The sequence below is a fragment of the Streptomyces sp. CNS606 genome (assembly GCF_000426325.1).
In genome coordinates this window covers 503086-519577 of sequence record NZ_KE384521.1, presented here as the reverse complement: position 1 = coordinate 519577, position 16492 = coordinate 503086, and the positions used below count along the sequence as shown (strand labels likewise).

General features: G+C 74.2%; 17 protein-coding genes. 9 read left to right on the top strand and 8 right to left on the bottom strand.

Annotated features, from left to right (window positions below; genetic code table 11):
- Positions 1–45 precede the first annotated feature (45 nt).
- Both K304_RS0123075 and ygfZ read left to right on the top strand, forming a co-directional pair.
- A complete protein-coding gene (locus tag K304_RS0123075) occupies positions 46–492 on the top strand; it encodes a Fur family transcriptional regulator (RefSeq protein ID WP_027765645.1) in 447 nt (148 codons plus the stop codon).
- Between the two features lie 10 nt (positions 493–502).
- Positions 503–1474, top strand: coding sequence for a CAF17-like 4Fe-4S cluster assembly/insertion protein YgfZ (gene ygfZ / locus K304_RS0123070; protein WP_027765644.1), 972 nt, complete (start codon positions 503–505; stop codon positions 1472–1474).
- Positions 1475–1496: 22 nt separating this feature from the next.
- Here the strand turns inward: ygfZ and dtd are convergent, their stop codons facing one another.
- Positions 1497–1922 (bottom strand): D-aminoacyl-tRNA deacylase, encoded by a 426-nt coding sequence (dtd, locus tag K304_RS0123065; RefSeq protein WP_027765643.1) that lies wholly within the window; start codon positions 1920–1922, stop codon positions 1497–1499.
- Between the two features lie 164 nt (positions 1923–2086).
- Here dtd and K304_RS0123060 point away from each other — a divergent pair, with 164 nt between their 5' ends.
- The 3 genes from K304_RS0123060 (at position 2087) to K304_RS0123050 (ending at position 5276) form a co-directional block, all read left to right on the top strand.
- Positions 2087–2698: an RsiG family protein gene (locus K304_RS0123060; protein ID WP_027765642.1), complete on the top strand. Its 612-nt coding sequence runs from the start codon at positions 2087–2089 to the stop codon at positions 2696–2698.
- Positions 2699–2937: 239 nt separating this feature from the next.
- Positions 2938–3906, top strand: coding sequence for an asparaginase (locus tag K304_RS0123055; RefSeq protein WP_027765641.1), 969 nt, complete (start codon positions 2938–2940; stop codon positions 3904–3906).
- Positions 3907–4022: 116 nt separating this feature from the next.
- Positions 4023–5276 carry a GNAT family N-acetyltransferase gene (locus tag K304_RS0123050; RefSeq protein ID WP_027765640.1) on the top strand — a complete coding sequence of 418 codons (1254 nt, stop codon included), beginning with the start codon at positions 4023–4025 and terminating at the stop codon, positions 5274–5276.
- 45 nt (positions 5277–5321) lie between these two features.
- Here the strand turns inward: K304_RS0123050 and K304_RS0123045 are convergent, their stop codons facing one another.
- The gene (locus tag K304_RS0123045) at positions 5322–5549 is read right to left on the bottom strand and encodes a DUF5133 domain-containing protein (RefSeq protein WP_027765639.1); all 228 of its coding nucleotides are present in this window, start codon (positions 5547–5549) and stop codon (positions 5322–5324) included.
- Positions 5550–5790: 241 nt separating this feature from the next.
- Positions 5791–5970 (bottom strand): hypothetical protein, encoded by a 180-nt coding sequence (locus K304_RS0123040; protein WP_027765638.1) that lies wholly within the window; start codon positions 5968–5970, stop codon positions 5791–5793.
- Between the two features lie 238 nt (positions 5971–6208).
- On the opposite strand from K304_RS0123040, the gene K304_RS0123035 reads away from it, so the two are divergent.
- The 4 genes from K304_RS0123035 to K304_RS0123020 all read left to right on the top strand — a co-directional run bounded on the left by K304_RS0123035 (position 6209) and on the right by K304_RS0123020 (position 9616).
- Positions 6209–7060 (top strand): FadR/GntR family transcriptional regulator, encoded by an 852-nt coding sequence (locus tag K304_RS0123035; RefSeq protein WP_027765637.1) that lies wholly within the window; start codon positions 6209–6211, stop codon positions 7058–7060.
- On the top strand, positions 7061–7744 hold the full coding sequence (locus K304_RS30815) for an HAD-IA family hydrolase (RefSeq protein WP_037791509.1): 684 nt from the start codon (positions 7061–7063) through the stop codon (positions 7742–7744). It begins immediately after the preceding gene.
- Positions 7745–7810: 66 nt separating this feature from the next.
- Positions 7811–8887 carry an aminoglycoside phosphotransferase family protein gene (locus K304_RS30810; protein ID WP_051308739.1) on the top strand — a complete coding sequence of 359 codons (1077 nt, stop codon included), beginning with the start codon at positions 7811–7813 and terminating at the stop codon, positions 8885–8887.
- Between the two features lie 36 nt (positions 8888–8923).
- Entirely contained in the window at positions 8924–9616 is a 693-nt protein-coding gene (locus K304_RS0123020; RefSeq protein WP_027765636.1) for an HAD family hydrolase, read from the top strand.
- A 19-nt stretch (positions 9617–9635) separates the two neighbouring features.
- Here the strand turns inward: K304_RS0123020 and K304_RS0123015 are convergent, their stop codons facing one another.
- The 5 genes from K304_RS0123015 to K304_RS30795 all read right to left on the bottom strand — a co-directional run bounded on the left by K304_RS0123015 (position 9636) and on the right by K304_RS30795 (position 16439).
- A complete protein-coding gene (locus K304_RS0123015) occupies positions 9636–11903 on the bottom strand; it encodes an MMPL family transporter (protein ID WP_027765635.1) in 2268 nt (755 codons plus the stop codon).
- Positions 11904–12060: 157 nt separating this feature from the next.
- Positions 12061–12888 carry a cytochrome d ubiquinol oxidase subunit II gene (locus K304_RS30805; RefSeq protein WP_078529561.1) on the bottom strand — a complete coding sequence of 276 codons (828 nt, stop codon included), beginning with the start codon at positions 12886–12888 and terminating at the stop codon, positions 12061–12063.
- Between the two features lie 37 nt (positions 12889–12925).
- Positions 12926–14236 (bottom strand): cytochrome ubiquinol oxidase subunit I, encoded by a 1311-nt coding sequence (locus K304_RS30800; RefSeq protein ID WP_051308804.1) that lies wholly within the window; start codon positions 14234–14236, stop codon positions 12926–12928.
- A 230-nt stretch (positions 14237–14466) separates the two neighbouring features.
- Positions 14467–15159, bottom strand: a complete 693-nt coding sequence (locus K304_RS0123000; RefSeq protein ID WP_027765634.1) for a response regulator transcription factor — start codon at positions 15157–15159, stop codon at positions 14467–14469.
- A complete protein-coding gene (locus K304_RS30795; protein WP_051308738.1) occupies positions 15156–16439 on the bottom strand; it encodes a sensor histidine kinase in 1284 nt (427 codons plus the stop codon). The genes K304_RS0123000 and K304_RS30795 overlap by 4 nt, the downstream gene beginning before the upstream one ends.
- Positions 16440–16492: the final 53 nt, after the last annotated feature.

Here is a 16492-nt window from a genome sequence, read left to right as displayed (position 1 = left end):
GAGCACGGGGGGCGACCGTCACCCGGCGGCTCGTAGAATGGGCGGGTGGTGACCACCGACTGGCAGAGCGACCTGAGGGCGCGCGGGTACCGGCTGACCCCGCAGCGCCAGCTCGTACTGGAGGCCGTGGACAAGCTCGAGCACTCCACCCCCGACGACATCCTCGCCGAGGTGCGGAGGACCGCGGGCGGCGTGAACATCTCCACGGTCTACCGCACGCTGGAGCTGCTGGAGGAGCTGGGCCTGGTCTCGCACGCGCACCTGGGGCACGGCGCGCCGACGTACCACCTCGCCGACCGGCACCACCACATGCACCTGGTGTGCCGGGACTGCACCGAGGTCATCGAGGCGGAGCTGTCCGTCGCCGACCCCTTCACGGCCGCGCTGCGCGAGCGCTTCGGGTTCGAGACGGACATGAAGCACTTCGCGATCTTCGGACGCTGTGAGAAGTGCCGCAACCGGGCCGCGCAGGAGGGTGAGGACGCGCCGTAGGCTGGGGGCCATGAAGAGCCCGCTCCTCTCCCTTCCCGGCGCCGTCCCCGCCGAAGGCGCGGACGAAGGCGTCGCCGCGCACTACGGCGACCTCTTCCGCGAGCAGCGCGCCCTCGCGGACGGCACCGGCTTCGTCGACCTCTCCCACCGCGGCGTGGTCACCGTCACCGGCGACGACCGGCTGACCTGGCTGCACCTGCTGCTCACCCAGTACGTGGAGGACCTGCGGCCGGGGCACGCCACAGAGGCACTGGTCCTCTCCGCGCACGGTCACGTCGAACACGCGCTGTACCTGGTCGACGACGGCGGGACGACCTGGCTGCACACCGAGCCGGGCACCCAGGGCGACCTCCTCGCCTACCTGGAGTCCATGAAGTTCTTCTACCGGGTGGAGACCGCCGACCGCACCGACGCGTACGCCGTCGTGCACCTGCCGGCCGGTTCGATCGCGGAGACCCCCGCCGACGCCGTCGCCCGGGAGACCGCGCACGGGCGGGACCTGTTCCTGCCCCGCGAGGCGCTGGAGTCGTTCGCCGAGTCGCACGGACCCGCCGTCGGCGTACTGGCGCACGAGGCGCTGCGGGTGGAGACGCACCGGCCGCGGCTCGGCATGGAGACCGACCACCGCACCATCCCGCACGAGGTCGGCTGGATCGGCTCCGCCGTGCACCTGCAGAAGGGCTGCTACCGCGGCCAGGAGACCGTCGCCCGCGTCCAGAACCTGGGGAAGCCGCCGCGACGGCTGGTCTTCCTCCACCTGGACGGCAGCGAGGTGCGCATCCCGCAGCACGGCGACGCGGTGCGGCTGGCCGCCGACGGGGTCGAGGGCCGGAAGCTGGGCTTCGTCACCACCTCGGCCCGTCACCACGAACTCGGGCCGATCGCCCTGGCGCTGGTCAAGCGGAACGTGCCGGTGGACGCTCCGCTGATCGCCGGGGAGGACGCCACCGCGGCGGCGCAGGAGGTCGTCGTCGCCCCCTGACGCCGCCGGGCGCCGCACCCCGTCAGACCTCCAGGAGCACGGTGAACGGGCCGTCGTTCGTCAGCGACACCTTCATCTGCGCGCCGAACCGGCCCGTCGCCACCTCCGCACCCAACGCGCGGAGCTGCGCGACGACTTCGTCCACCAGCGGCTCGGCGACCGGACCGGGCGCGGCAGCCTGCCAGGTGGGGCGGCGCCCCTTCCGGGCGTCACCGTAGAGAGTGAACTGGCTGACCACCAGCAGCGGTGCGCCCGCGTCCGAACACGACTTCTCCCCGTCGAGGATGCGTACGGACCACAGCTTGCGGGCGAGTTGCGCCGCCTTCGCGGGTGTGTCGTCGTGCGTGACCCCGACCAGCACGCACAGGCCCTCGCCGACGATCTCTCCGACCGGCTCGCCGTCCACGACGACGCGCGCGCCGTCCACTCTCTGCACCACTGCTCGCATGCCCGCCATGATGCCGTGCCGCCCGACGCGGACGGGCGGGGTGCCGCCGTATGGGTGCCGAACGCTGCGCGCGACGGCCACGCGGTGGCACGATGCGCGTACGGGATGCGTACACGAGGTGCGTACCGTGGCACCACGGGCAAAAGGCACGAGGGGACGTCACCATGGACTCAGCCGGAACCGGACGCGCTCCCGGGGGCACGTCGGCCCCCTCCGGCCGTACGCCCGCCTCGGCCGCCTCCTCCCTGCCGCCCGCGCAGCGCGCGGCGGCGGCCCGTGAGGCCCTGCGCGAGGAGGAGCCGCCGGAGCTGACCGGCAGCACGCTCCCCGAGCTGCGCGACCTGCGCCGCGCCGCCCAGCGCGAGGAGGCCGACCTCAGCTACGTGCGGCGGCTGCTCCAGGGCCGCATCGACATCCTGCGCGCCGAACTGGCCCGGCGCACCGAGCCCGGTTCGCCGCTGCTGGACCTCCTGCCGGAAATCCTGGTCGACGCCCCCTCCCGGCACCGCCAGTCGGCCCGCCACGTCACGGTCGGCACCCCGCACCGCGCCGAGTACCGGGCGCTGGCGGAGGAGATGCTGGCCGAGGTCGAACTCTCCGACCTCACCGCGCGGACCGACGACGAACTGCACGGCGCGATGGGCCGCCTGGTCCGGTACGAGCAGCAGGTCTCCGGCCGCCGCCAGGCCCTCCACCGCACGGCCGACGCGTGCAGCGCCGAGATCGCCCGCCGCTACCGCGAGGGCGAGGCGCACGTCGACGACCTCCTGGCCTGAGAACCGTCTGAGCCGCCTACGGACCGCACCTCCGCACCCTCCGGGCACGCGGGCGTGGGGGCGCGGGCGGGGGTGAGCCGCAGGGAGAGGAGCGGGAAGGATGCCCGGTGCACGGACCAGGGCGGCGCACCCGCTACCGTAAGGAGCGTCCCCGCAGAACGCACCGTACAACCCGCAGCGCACCGCCCACCCTCCGTCACCCCGGACGGGTCCGGGCGGACCGCCCGGAGGCCCCGCCCATGACCGCTCTCACAGCGCAGCAGCCGCCCGCGCACCCGATCCTCGCCGAGATCGTCCGCTCCGGCTTCGTCGAGGGCCACCACCGCGGCTCCCTCGTCGCCCTCGCCGCCGACGGCACCGTCGACCTCGTCCTGGGCGACGTCACCACCCCGGTCTTCCCGCGCTCCTCGACCAAGCCGGTCCAGGCCGCCGCCGTCCTGCGGGCCGGCCTGGACCTGTCCGGCGAACGCCTCGCGCTCGCCGCCGCCAGCCACTCCGGCGAGCGCTTCCACCTGGAACTGGTGGAGAAGATGCTCGCCGAGCACGGCCTGGCCGAGTCCGACCTCCGGTGCCCGCCGGACCTGCCGCTGGACCGCGCGGAGGCGGACGCCCACCTCGCCGCGGGCGGCACCCGTACCCGCGTCGCGATGAACTGCTCCGGCAAGCACACCGCCATGCTGGCAGCCTGCAAGATCAACGGCTGGTCGACGGACGACTACCTCGCGCCCGGCCACCCGCTCCAGCGGCTGGTCGCGGGCACGGTGGCCGACCTGGGCGGCGAGCCCGTCGCCCACACCGGCGTGGACGGGTGCGGCGCGCCGCTGATGGCCGTGTCGCTCACTGCGCTGGCCCGCACCTTCCGCTCCTTCGCGCTGGCCGGCGACGGCACCCCCGAGGGACGGGTCGCGGCGGCCATGCGCGCCCACCCCGAGTACGTCGCGGGCACCCGCCGGCACGACACGTGGGTGATGCGGGACGTGCCGGGCGCGGTGGCCAAGATGGGCGCGGAGGCCGTGCAGGCGGTGGCGCTGCCCGACGGCCGCGCGCTGGCGTTCAAGATCGACGACGGTTCGGTACGCGCCCTGGGGCCCGTGCTCGCCCGCGCCCTGGCCGTGCTGGGCGTCACCGGCCCGGTCCTCGACCGCCTCGCGGACAGCCCGCTGCTGGGCGGCGGCGCGCGCGTCGGGGAGATCCGCGCCGCGTTCTGAGGCCCCGCCGCCCACCGGCCCGTCGCCCTTCCGCGCCATGGCCGTCGCCGCTTCCGCGCCGTGGCCGGGCGGAAAACGACGTGCGCCGCTGGTCAGCACCCACCTAGCGTGTGCCCATGACGCCCGAGATCCGGACCCTCACCGACGACGACCTGCCCGCCTGGTTCCGCGCGGTGCACGTCGGCTTCCTGAACGGCAAGGAGCTGACGGACGAGGAGATCGCGGTGCGCGGCGGCGGGGTGGCCGTCGACCGCACCCAGGGCGCGTTCGACGGCGGCCGCTGCGTGGGCACCTTCCGCACCATGCCGCAGCAGCTGACCGTGCCGGGCGGTGCGGCGCTGCCGTCCTGCGCCGTCACCAACGTCACCGTCTCCCCCACGCACCGGCGTCGCGGCCTGCTCACCCGCATGATGGGCGAGGCCATGGCGGCGGCGAAGGAACGCGGCGACGCCGTCGCCTCCCTGATCGCCGCCGAGTACCCGATCTACGGCCACCACGGTTTCGGCCCGGCCGCCTGGACCACCGAGTTCACGGTCGACGTCCCCCGGACCGGTCTGAACCGCCGCTACGCCGGGCCGCCTCAGGGCGAGGGACGCGTCGACCTGGTCGAGCCGGACGCGTTCCGCCGCGTGGCCCCGGAATTCCACGAGCGGTTCCGCGCGCAGCCGCACCGCCAGGGCGTCATCGACCGGAACGACCGCTGGTGGCGGATGAACACCGGCGCACTCCGCTGGCCCGACGACGAGTGGGAGCCCCCGTTCTGCGCCGTCTTCCGCGACGCCGAGGGCGTCGTGCAGGGCACCGTGACGTACACCGCCCGGCACGACACCTGGCACAACAAGCTGCCGCACTGCACTCTCAGCGTCGGCAAGCTGGAGGCCGCCACTCCGCAGGCCGAACGCGCGCTGTGGCACTTCCTGTTGTCCGTCGACTGGGTCACCACGCTCCGCTCCGGCCACCGCGCACCCGACGACGTGCTGCCGCTGCTGCTGCCGGACCCGCGGGCCGCCCGCATCGACGCGCACGCCGACTTCCTCTGGCTGCGTCCGCTGGACGTCCCGCGCATGCTGGGGGCCCGCACGTACGCCGTGCCCGGGACCCTCGTCCTGGACCTGCACGACGAGACCGGCCTCGCCGGCGGGAGGTTCCGCCTGGAGACCGGCCCGGAGGGCGCCGCGTGCACGCGCACCGAGGACGGCGCGGACCTGTCGATGGACGTCTCCGCACTCGGCACCCTCTACCTGGGCGACGAGACGGCGACCCGCCTGGCCGCCCTGGGGCGCGTGGCCGAGCACACGCCCGGTGCGGCGGCGAAGGCCGACGCGCTCTTCCGCACCGCGCGCCGCCCCTGGTGCCCGGACATCTTCTGACGGCGCACGGCGATGCGGCCGGCCCGTTCCGAGGCGTCCCCGCGGTCAGTGCTCCAGCACCGAGTCGTCCTCCGGGCGCGCGCCGGGCAGGCGGTGCCGCGCCGCGATCAACGCGGCGTCGACGTCCTGCGTGCCGGTCGCGATGCACAGCGTGTACGACACGTCGTCCAGGCGCTGCCGTGCCTTGTCGCTGCCCTCCTCGGCGTGCAGCGCGCGCAGCGTCTCGTACTGTTCGACCAGCTTTTCCAGGACCGCGGGGTGAGCCATCAGCATGACCGGCTCCTTCCGTGGGGCGCCGCCTGCGGCGGCATCAAGCGCTTCTGCGGTGCTCAGCCGTGACCGTGACGTTCCGGAGAGCGGCGGGAGCGCGCCGGGCGACACACCGGTCCGAGTGCGACCGAAGGTCGCTCCCGCGGGTGCCTGAGGTCCCAAGCACGTGGTTCGTTTACAGTCCACGCCCCTCGCCCGGGTACGTCAAGTCGACCTGCTCCGGGGAGCGACCACGCGGTCGCACTCAGTGCACGAGCAGCAGGGTGAGCACCACGGCGCCGACGCAGCTGCACGTGACGTTCTTCGCGTGCCAGCCGATGCTCAGCAGCACGAGCGCGAAGACGCCGGCGACGCCGAAGCGCCACTCCACGAGTTCCTCGAAGGCGACGACGAAGACGGCGAAGAGAATCGCGAGGACGGGCATGGCGTTCTCCCTCCGGGAGAGCCCGGACCGCTGCGCGGTCCGGACGCGGACCTTGACGGGTGGAACCCTTGAGCCCGAGGGCCATCGGCGGAGAACTTCGTCGTCCTCCCGCGAGTTGTCGATGAACCCCGACCAACTCTGCCCAACTTCTTCCCAGTTGGCGCGAGGTCGAAAACAGTTCGCTTCGAACAACGTCCAACAACTCCCCAACTCACCGCCCGCGTTGTACGGTCGATCAGTGAGCTCCCAGAGCACGTCCCTGACCGTCGCCGCCGTGCTGCGCGAGCGCATCACCAGCGGTGCGGTGGCCCCGGGCGGCTCGCTGCCCAAGCGGGCCGACCTCGCGACCGAGTTCGGCGTGAGCGGCAGCGTGATCCGGCAGGCGCTGACCACGCTCGAGGACGAGGGCCTGGTCACCCTCGGTCGCGGCGCCCCGGCCACGGTGAACGAGCCCCCGCCGCCCGCCCCGGCTCCGCAGACCGCCGGCGTCCTCCTCCCGGACCGCATCCGCGCGGCCTTCGAAGCCGAACACGTCACGATCGACGTCTTCTCGCTGACCACGGAGACGCTCCACGATGCGCTCGCCTTCGCCTACAAGGGTGTCCGGGCCGGCGAGTTGACTCCTCGGACCGTCACGCTGCGGGTGCTGGTTCCGGCCATCGACGCGCGCCTGGCCCTGCCGAGACTCGTCGCCGACCCGGCGGACCCCCGTCCGCTCCAGCGCCTGCACGGGATCATGCACACCTGCCAGGGCACCCTGGAGATGGGGCTCGAGTCTCTACGGGCCCTTGGTCTCGTCGAGGACGCCTCCCTGCAGTTCCGCAGCGTCCCGGTGACGCCGATGCACAAGCTCTACCTGCTCAACGGCACGGAATCGCTGCTCGGTTACTACCAGGTGGTGCCCCGGACCGTGGTGTACGAGGAGGAGGAGATGTCGATCTTCGACGTACTCGGGATCGACGCGAAGCTGTTCCGGTCCTCCTGTGGACCGGACGCCCGCGACGGACAGGATGCGGCGTTCGTGCGCAGCTCGCAGGCATGGTTCGACTCGCTGTGGTCAACCATGGCCCAACCCTTCACACTCGGTTAGATGCGCGATCTGATCCGCTCGGCGGACTGCATACTCTTCGACTTCGACGGGCCGATCTGCCGGCTGTTCGCCCACCACCCGGCTCCGCTCATCGCCGAGAACCTGCGCTCCCTGATACGCGAACAGGGCGGCCAGGACGAGCTGCTGCGCCGGGTGGCGGACACCGGCGATCCACTCGCGGTGCTCCGCGCCGCCGAGGCGCACAGCTCCCTGGCGGCGACGCTGCAGAAGGCGCTGACCGAGGAGGAGTTGCGGGCGGCCGAGTCCGCCGAACCGACTCTGCACGCCGATGCTCTCGCCCGGTCCCTCGTCGCGGCCGGGCGGCGGGTGGCCGTCACGACCAACAACTCCGCGCCTGCGGTCGAGCACTACCTCACCCGCCACGGGCTGATGCCGCTCTTCGCCGAGCATGTGCACGGCCGCCAGGACGACGCGCGTCTGCTGAAGCCGCACCCGGACTGCCTCCTGCGGGCCCTGACCGCCACGAGCACGCCGGCGAGCAGAGCGCTGATGATCGGCGACACCGTTCACGATCTCCGGGCCGCCCGAGCGGCCCGGGTGCCGTTCCTCGGCTTCTCGCCCCGCCCCGAGCGCCGCGCCGATCTCGCCGCCGCTGAGGCTGACGAGGTGGTGGGGGATCTGGGCGAGGTCGTTTCGGCGTTCGAGCAGCACGCGCAGGGGTGAACTCGTCGGTGAACTCGCCGCAGACCTCTCGTGGCCCGGCAGGTCGGGCCCTAGGATCGCCCTGAAATGACCGAGCACTACCACACGTACCAGGGGCAGCACCGCTTCTGGCATGTGCTCGGGGACCCGCTGGGCGACAGGCGCATCAAGCTCGCCGAACCACGCGACGCCGTGCTCTGGTTCGACCGGCGCTGCTTCGCCGCGGAGGAACCACTCCTCGCGGAACTCGGCGGTCTGGGCATGACCCGGATCCCCGCCGTGTACGAGAAGGAGCCCGGCGGCGGCTCGGCGCCTCCTGGCCGGCGCCTCCTGGTGCAGGACTTCATCCCGGGCACCACCCTGGCGGAGGTCTCCGCCCCCGGTGCCCCGGTCGCGGACCAGCACCTCTCCGACATCGAGGAACGCTTCCGGCAGCTCGCGTCCGTCCGCGCCGCCGACGTCCGCACGGAGCGCACCTGCGCCGAGCGGGAAAGGGCGGAGAACGGCGACACGGGCAGGTTCTTCTCGACCCTCGTCGCCTTCACCCGGCGGGAGGGGTACCGGAGGCATCGCGGCACCTACGGGCCGCTCTTCCGCGCGCTCGGCGTCCCCCGCCGTCCGCTGACCCCGCGTGCCCGCCCGGCCAGAGAAGCGGGCGACTTCACCTCCCGCCCGTTCTGCCTGCTGCACGGCGATCTGCACCGGGCGAACTTCATCGTCGATGCGTCGGACCAGCGCCTGTGGACCATCGACTGGGAACTCGCCATGCTCGGCGACCCCCTCTACGACCTCGCCACGCACCTTTACCTGATGCAGTACCCGGCCGCGCAGGAGGAAGAGGTGACGGAGCGCTGGCGCCGGGCGGTCAGCGGCGTGCTGCCCGGGGCGGACGCCGGGTGGCGGGACGATCTCCCGCGCTATCTCGCCTACAAGAGAGCTCAGTCGGTGTTCACCGACGTGGTGCGTCACGCCCAGAAGCTGGTGACGGCCGACCCCGGCGAGCGCCGCGTCCGGCTCAAGGAGACAGGTGAGACCGTCCACGCCCTGCTGCGGCGGGCGGCGGACGTCCTGGGACCGGCGTACGTACCGGAGCCCGAGGACGTCGCCGCCGCATACCGCGCCCATGTGCTCGGCGCTGTACGGAGGCCGAGGGGGCGGCGATAGTTGAGCTCTCCAGCCCGCCCGGCGAAACGGATCGCGATGCGCCCACTCGTAGACGCCGCCAGCACCGTCCTGTTCGACTTCGACGGCCCGCTCTGCGCCCTCTTCCACGGACGCCCGGCTCCCCAGGTGGCCGAGCGGCTGCGGACGCTCGCCGACGGCTTCGACGAGGGTCGGGAGAGCGGCACCTGGCTGCCGGACACGCGCGACCCGTACGTGATCCTCGCGAACGCCCTCGGCTCCGGCCGCAGCCGGGAGCTCACGACGCTGCTGGAGAAGGCGCTGACGGAGGAGGAGTGCGAGGCGGCGCCGCTCGCCTACCCCACCCCGTACGCCGACCGGCTCGTGCACACGCTGCGCGCGACCGGCCGGCGGCTGGCCGTCGCCACGAACAACTCCCCCTCCGCCGTCGAGCGCTACCTGCGGACCCGGGCCACGGACGAGGTGTTCGCCGGGCACGTCCACGGCCGCACGCCCGACGAGCTGCGGCTGAAGCCGGACCCGTACTGCCTCGAACGGGCGCTGGCGTCGACGGCGACCGCGCCCGCCGACGCCCTGGTGATCGGCGACGCGGCACGGGACTTCGAGGCCGCACGGGCCCTCGGGGTCCCCTTCCTCGGGTACGCGAGCACGGAGGGCAGGGCGGCACGGCTGCGTGCGGCGGGGGCGGAGCACGTCGTCGACTCGCTCGCGCCCGTGCTGCGTGCCGTCGACCCCGCCGCACGCGTCTGACCGGACCGGCGAACGGCGGTCAGTGCCGCTCCAGCTCCACCCTGGGCAGGAGCCGGGCCAGCGGGCGGGGCAGCCACCAGGCGCGGGCTCCGAGGAGCTGCATCACGGCCGGGACGATGAGGCACCGGATGACCACCGCGTCCAGCAGGATCGCCACAGCCAGGCCGAGGCCGAACTGCTGAAGCATCCGGTCGGGGCTGAGGATGAATGCCGCGAACACGACGATCATGATGGCCGCCGCCGCGGTGATGACCCGTCCGGTGTGGGCGAGCCCTTCGCGGACGGCGACCGCCGGATCGCGCGTGCGCTCCCACTCCTCGTGGATGCGGGAGAGCAGGAACACCTCGTAGTCCATGGACAGTCCGAAGACGATCGCGAAGATCATCACCGGGATGAACGCCTCCACCGGGCCGGGCTGGGCACCCAGCCAGCCCTGCTGGAAGACGAGCGTGACGACGCCCAGGGAGGCGCCGATGCTCAGCAGGTTCAGCACGGCGGCCTTGAGCGGGATGAGCAGCGAGCGGAACACGGCGGTCAGCAGCAGCGCGGAGAGTCCGACCACCAGGGCGACGAACAGCGGCATCCGGTCCGCGACCGTGGACGCGAAGTCCTGCGCGGCGGCCGTCGATCCGCCGACCAGGAACTCCGCCCCGGTGTGGGCCTCCAGCGGTGGCAGCACCTCACCGCGCAGGGCCGCGACCAGGTCGGAGGTGGCCTCGTCCTGGGGCGCGGTCTCGGGGTAGGCGAGCACGGTCGCCGTCGAGGAGTCCCCGGTGGGCAGCGGCGGGGAGGCCGCGGCGACGCCGGGGGTGTCGAGCAGGGTGGCCCGCAACGCCCCCGCCGCGTCGCCGACGGCTTCGCCGCCGCCGTCGGCGACGACCACGAGCGGCCCGTTGAACCCCGGGCCGAAGCCCTCGGCGAGGAGGTCGTACGCCTGCCGGCTCGTGCTCGCCGCGGGGTCGTTGCCGGCGTCGGCGAAGCCGAGGCGCAGCCCCGCGGCGGGTGCGGCGAGGGCCCCCAGCGCGAGCACGGCGACCAGCAGCGCGGCCCACGGCCGCCGCTGCACGGCGGTGGCCCAGCGCCGCCACGCGGCGCCGTCGTCGCCGCGCCCGCGCGCGGCCCGGCGGGCGTCGCGCCGCTCCACGTTCCGCTGGATGCGGCGCCCGAACACGCCGAGCAGCGCGGGCAGCAGGGTCAGCGACGCGACCATGGTGACCAGCACGGTCAGCGCCATCGCGAGAGCGACGCCCTGGAGGGACCCGAGGCCGAGGGCGACGAGCCCGAGGAGGGCGATGACGACGGTGCAGGCGGCGAAGAAGACCGTACGGCCGGCCGCGTCGAGCGCGACCCGCGTGGCGCGTTCCCGTACGGCGGCCGGGCCGTCCGGAGCGTCCGGTCCGGCGGCACCGTCGGCCGGGCCCCCCGCGCCCTCCGCCGCGCGCCCGCCGTGGGCGAGCAGTTCGGTGCGGTAGCGGGAGAAGACCAGCAGCGCGTAGTCGATCCCGACGCCGAGGCCGACCAGCATCATCAGCGGCAGTGTGAAGTCGGCGAGCGTCACGACGTGCGAGGCGAGCACGATGAGGCCCATGGTGCTGCCGACCGCGAACAGCGCGGTGACCACCGGGAGTCCGGCCGCGACGACCGACCCGAACAGGAACACCAGGATGACCAGCGCGCCGAGGATGCCCGCGCCCTCGGCTCCGCCGCCGCCCTCCTCGCCGGCGGCGCGCACCGCCTCGCCGCCGAGGGCGACGCTCAGGCCGCCGCCCTGCGCGTCCTGCGCGGTGTCGATGAGGCGGCGCGTGTCGGGGACGGGCATCTCCTCGGCCTTGCCGTCGAGCGTGACCGTCGCGTAGGCGAGGGTGCCGTCGTCGGAGACCGCCCCGCGGTCCTGGTACGGGCTGCGTACCTGGGCCACGCCGTCGAGCGCGCGGACGTCGTCGAGCACGGCCTCGACGCGGCGTTCGGTGCCCGGGGCGGCGAGACCGTCCTCGTCGTGCAGCACGATCTGGACGGTGTCGCCGGCCTGCGCGGCGCCGTGGTCCTGCAGTGTCTCCAGCGCCTGCTGGGACTCGGTGCCGGGGAGGGAGAATTCGTTCCGGTAGTCGCTGGAGACGACTCCGGCCGCGGCCTGGACCCCGATGAGCACGGCGGCCCACAGCGCGAGCGCGGTCCACCGGCGGCGGTGCGAGAAGGCGGCGACGCGTTCGAGGATGCCGGGCCGTCGGCCGGGGTCGTGTCCGGCGGCGGGCGCCGTGGGGCGCGTGCCGGGCGGAGAGGTGGTCATCGTGGGCTCCGTTCTGTGCGTGAGGTGCCGGTGCCGTGCGGCCGGCGGCCGCGCCGGGCGCGGTACGGGGGCACGGCCGGGGGAGGCGGGAGGGTCCGGGGCGTCGGGAGGTGTCGCCGCTTCACGGCGGTCACTGCGGTCACTGTGGTCACTGCGGTCACGGCGGCCCTCCCCGTTCCGCAGGGGGCGCGGCCGGGAGGCCGGCCGCCGGGACGGGGGCGGCGGCGTGCACCGGCCCGCGCAGCGCCCAACGCAGCCAGACCTGGGCGCCGAGCAGCAGCGGCAGGGCGGCCAGCAGCGCGGGGACGAGCAGGCCCAGCACCGGCCCGTCGGCGGCGGACTCCCGCAGCGGCAGCCGTACGCCGCCCAGCAGCGGCAGGGCCGCGGCGGCGACGGCGGTGAGCGCGTACGCGGGCGCCGGCGCCGTCCGCCCGCTGAGGGCGCGGACGCGTGCCAGCGGCGGCCCGGTGAGGCGCCGCCCCGCGTAGGCCAGGCCGTGGGCGGCGAAGAGGACCGCGGTGGTGAGCGCCATGCCGACGGCGAACGAGCCTTCGGCGGGCCGGGTCGGATCGCCCTGGAGGAGCCCGGCGAGCAGCCGGCCCCAGGACAGGGCGACGGCCCAGCTCCCGGCCACCACCAGCCCGTCGGCGAACCGTCGCCAGGCGCGCGAGGTGCCGCCGCCCCGCCACCACAGGCCGGCGTCCCGCACCACCCAGCCCGCGAGCAGGCCCAGCAGCACGGCGAACTGCCCCTGGAACAGGGCGCCTTCCAGGTCGGGGAAGCAGCCGATGAACACGCCGGCGGCGGCGACCAGCCACACCTCGTCGGCGAAGAAGTACGGGAGGACGGTGCGCAGCACGAGGCGGCGTTCGTCGTCGTCGCGACCCAGGTGGGGCAGCAGCATGCCCACGCCGAGGTCGGCTCCGGACAGCACGGACCATCCGGCGGTGAAGAGGCCCAGCAGGGCGACGGCGAGGACGTCCATGGCGGCGTTGCGCCTCCTTCCCGGGGTCGGCGTGGGGTCAGTACGTGGGGGCGGGCGCCCGGTCCCGCGTGCGGGGCCCGTCCGGGTCGTCGCCGCCCGGCGTCCCGGGGGGCGTGTCGTCCGTGCCGAGGGACACGGCGGCGGGCCCGCGTCCGGCGGCGCGCAGCAGGAAGTACCCGTTGCCGGCGATCAGCAGGGCGAAGAGGACCCCGAACACCGCGAGGGAGAGCCGCATCTGCCCGGCGGAGAGCTGCGAGGCGGCGTCCTCGGTGCGCAGCAGGCCGTGGATCACCCACGGTTGGCGTCCGGCCTCGCGGAAGACCCACCCGGCCGTCATGGCGACGTACGGCAGGGGCACGACCGCCATCAGCAGCACGTGCCACGCCCGCAGACGGTGCACCACGAACCGGATCGCCCCCAGCACCACGCCGAGCCCGGCGACCAGGAGCATCAGGGCGAAGGCGACGAGCATCAGCGTCGCCCCGAGCTGCGTCCACGTCTCGGACGGCATGTAGTCGCCCGGCCCGAAGCGCGCGGTCAGTTCCGCCTGCAGCCGGGCGATCTCGGCCTCGTCGCGCCGGAAGACGGCCATCTTCATCGGCTGGTTTCCGGCGAGGAAGGGGAACTGCACGCCGCCCGTGACAGCGGTGAGGAACACCGCGGGCGCCCCCAGGAACACGCCGATGCGCAGCGACCGGCGGAACACCTCGTGTTCCGGGGACCGCCGGAAGAGGTGGTAGGCGCTCACCCCGGCCATGAAGAACGCGGCCGTGACCAGGGCGCCGGCGGCGATGTGCCCGAAGGCGAAGAGCGTGGACGGGTTGGTGAGCACGGCCGCGGTGTCGTGCAGCACCAGCCCGTCGGGGGTCTCCCGGTGGCCGACGGGGTTGTTGAGGAAGCCGTTGGTGACCAGGATCCAGTACGCGGACAGGTAGGCGGTCAGCGTGACGACCCAGAGGGTGCCGAGGTGTACCCACCGGTTGAACCGGCCCCAGCCGAAGATCCACAGCCCGAGGAACGTCGACTCGACGAAGAAGGCGAGGATCGTCTCCAGCGCGAGCGAGGCGCCGAACACGTCGCCCGCGTAGTGGCCGAGGCCGCTCCAGTTCATGCCGAACTGGAACTCCATGACGATGCCGGTGACGATCCCCACCGCGTAGTTGATGACGTAGAGCTGCCCCCAGAAGCGCACCATGCGGTGGTGCACGGGATTCCCGGACGCCACGGCGACGGTCTGCACGCAGGCGACGACGGTCGCCAGGCCGAGGGTCAGGGCGACGAACAGGAAGTGCCCGGCGGCGGTCAGGGCGAACTGCAGCCGCGCCAGGTCAAGGGTCTCCGCATCCACGCCCCACACGGTGCCGGTCCGGCACCCCCGGCCGCGTCGGGCCGGGGATGCGACCTGCGCTACCGCGCCGGTTGCGGCGTCCGTCTCCCGCGTACCCCCGGGGTTGCGCCGGCCCCCGACGCGCCCCGGGGCCGGGCCGGTCCCCGCCCCCTAAGGGGCCCCGTCGTTCCGGGGGCTCCCTGCCCGGCTGCGGCACCGGGATCGGCGCAGCCGGGCGAGGCGGGGAGCCGTCAGTCCAGCCAGCCGGGGGCGACCAGCCCCGACTCGTAGGCGAGGATCACCAGCTGCGCGCGGTCCCGCACGTCCAGCTTGGTCATCACGCGGCTGACGTGCGTCTTCGCCGTCGCCGGGCTCAGCACGAGGCGGGCGGCGATCTCGTCGTTGGTCAGCCCGGCCGCGACCAGGGCCATGACCTCGCGCTCTCGCCCGGTGAGCGCGTTCAGGCGGGGGCCCGGTTCGGGCCGTGCGACGCGGCCGGCGAACTCGGCGATCAGCCGGCGGGTGACGGCGGGGGCGATCAGCGCGTCGCCCCGCGCGACCACCCGCACCGCGTGCAGCAGTTCCGTCGGCTCGGTGTCCTTGAGCAGGAATCCCGAAGCACCGGACCGCAGCGCCCCGTAGACGTAGTCGTCCGCGTCGAAGGTGGTGAGGATGACGACGCGTACGCCGTCCAGGCGCGTGTCACCGACGATCTCCCGGGTGGCCTCCAGGCCGTCCGTTCCGGGCATCCGGATGTCCATCAGCACCACGTCGGGGCGCAGTTCGCGTGCCGCGCGCACGGCCGCCGCACCGTCGCCGGCCTCGCCGACGACCCGGATGTCGTCCTCGTCGTCCAGGATGGACCGGAAACCGGCCCGGACGAGCGTCTGGTCGTCGGCCAGCAGGACACCGACGGCGTCCGCGGCCGCTCCGTCCGCGTTCACGTGCTCTCCTCCCGCCCCGGCCGGCCACCCCGGCCCTCCCGGTCCTCCCGGTCCCCGCGCCCGGCGGGGCCGCGTGCGGGGGTCTCGCGCACCGGCAGCCGCGCCGCCACCCGGAAGCCCCGGACCGTGCCGGCGTCGTCGGTGACGTTACCCGTGGTCAGCTCGCCGCCCAGCGCCCGGGCGCGTTCGGCCATGCCGCCCAGCCCGCTGCCCTCCGCGCCGGCCTTCTCCTCCGGCGGCGCACCGCTGCCGTCGTCCTGCACGGTGACCAGCAGAGCGTCGCCCTCGCGCCGCACGCGCACCTCGGCCGTCGCCGCTCGCGCGTGCCGGACGACGTTGGTCAGCGACTCCTGCACGATGCGGTACGCGGCGAGGCCGATCTGCGGCGGAAGGCCCTCCGCGGCGCCCTCCTCCGGGAGTTCGGCGCGGACCCGGAGTCCCGCCCCGCCGGTGCGCTCGGCCAGCTCGGCGATCCGGGCGAGACCGGCGCCCGCGGGCGAAGTCGGCGCGGCCGCGTCGTCGACCTGCCGCAGCACGCCGAGGGTGGCACGCAGTTCGCGCAGCGCCTCCCGGCTGGTCTCCCGCACGGTCTCCAGGGCGGGGACCATGTCCTGCGCCGCCGCGTCCCCGTGCTTGGCGTACCGGTGCAGGGCGGCGGCGGACTGCACGTTGATCAGCGAGATGTTGTGGCCGAGGACGTCGTGCAGCTCGCGGGCGATCCGCAGCCGTTCCTCGGCCGCCGACTGCCGCGCGCGGACGTCCTTCTCCCGTTCGGCGGCCAGCGCGCGCTGCTCCGCCTCGCGCAGGTAGGCCAGCCGCGTGCTGTACGCCGTGCCCGCGGCGACCAGGCCGACGAACCAGCCCGCCAGCAGGAAGATCGACGTGTCGTCGACGTGCCGCTGGCCGGGCTCCGCGAGCACTTCGGAGACCACGATCGCCAGCATCGTCACGACCGCGAGGGTGACCGCGGCGACCAGGTGCCCCTGGGCGGCGACCGTGAAGAGGGCCACCGCGAAGGCCGCGACCAGGAGCGGAACGTCGCGGTCGGCGAAGGGAAAGTAGAGCGCGCTGCACACCAGCGTCACGAGGGCGACCGCCACCGGCCGCCGGCGACGCCACCACAGCGCGCCGCAGCCCACGGCGATCAGCACCCAGCCGAGCACGGCGCGCGGCCACGACTCCGCGCCGGCGCCGTCGCGGCCGACGTCCCACACCATCAGCAGCACCACGACCGCGGCGACGGCCACGCCGAGCACGATGCGCCTGGTAGCCGGGGCCATGCGGGCAAGCGTACGTAAGGTGGGCGGCAGACGGCACGCCACGGCGCGCCGAC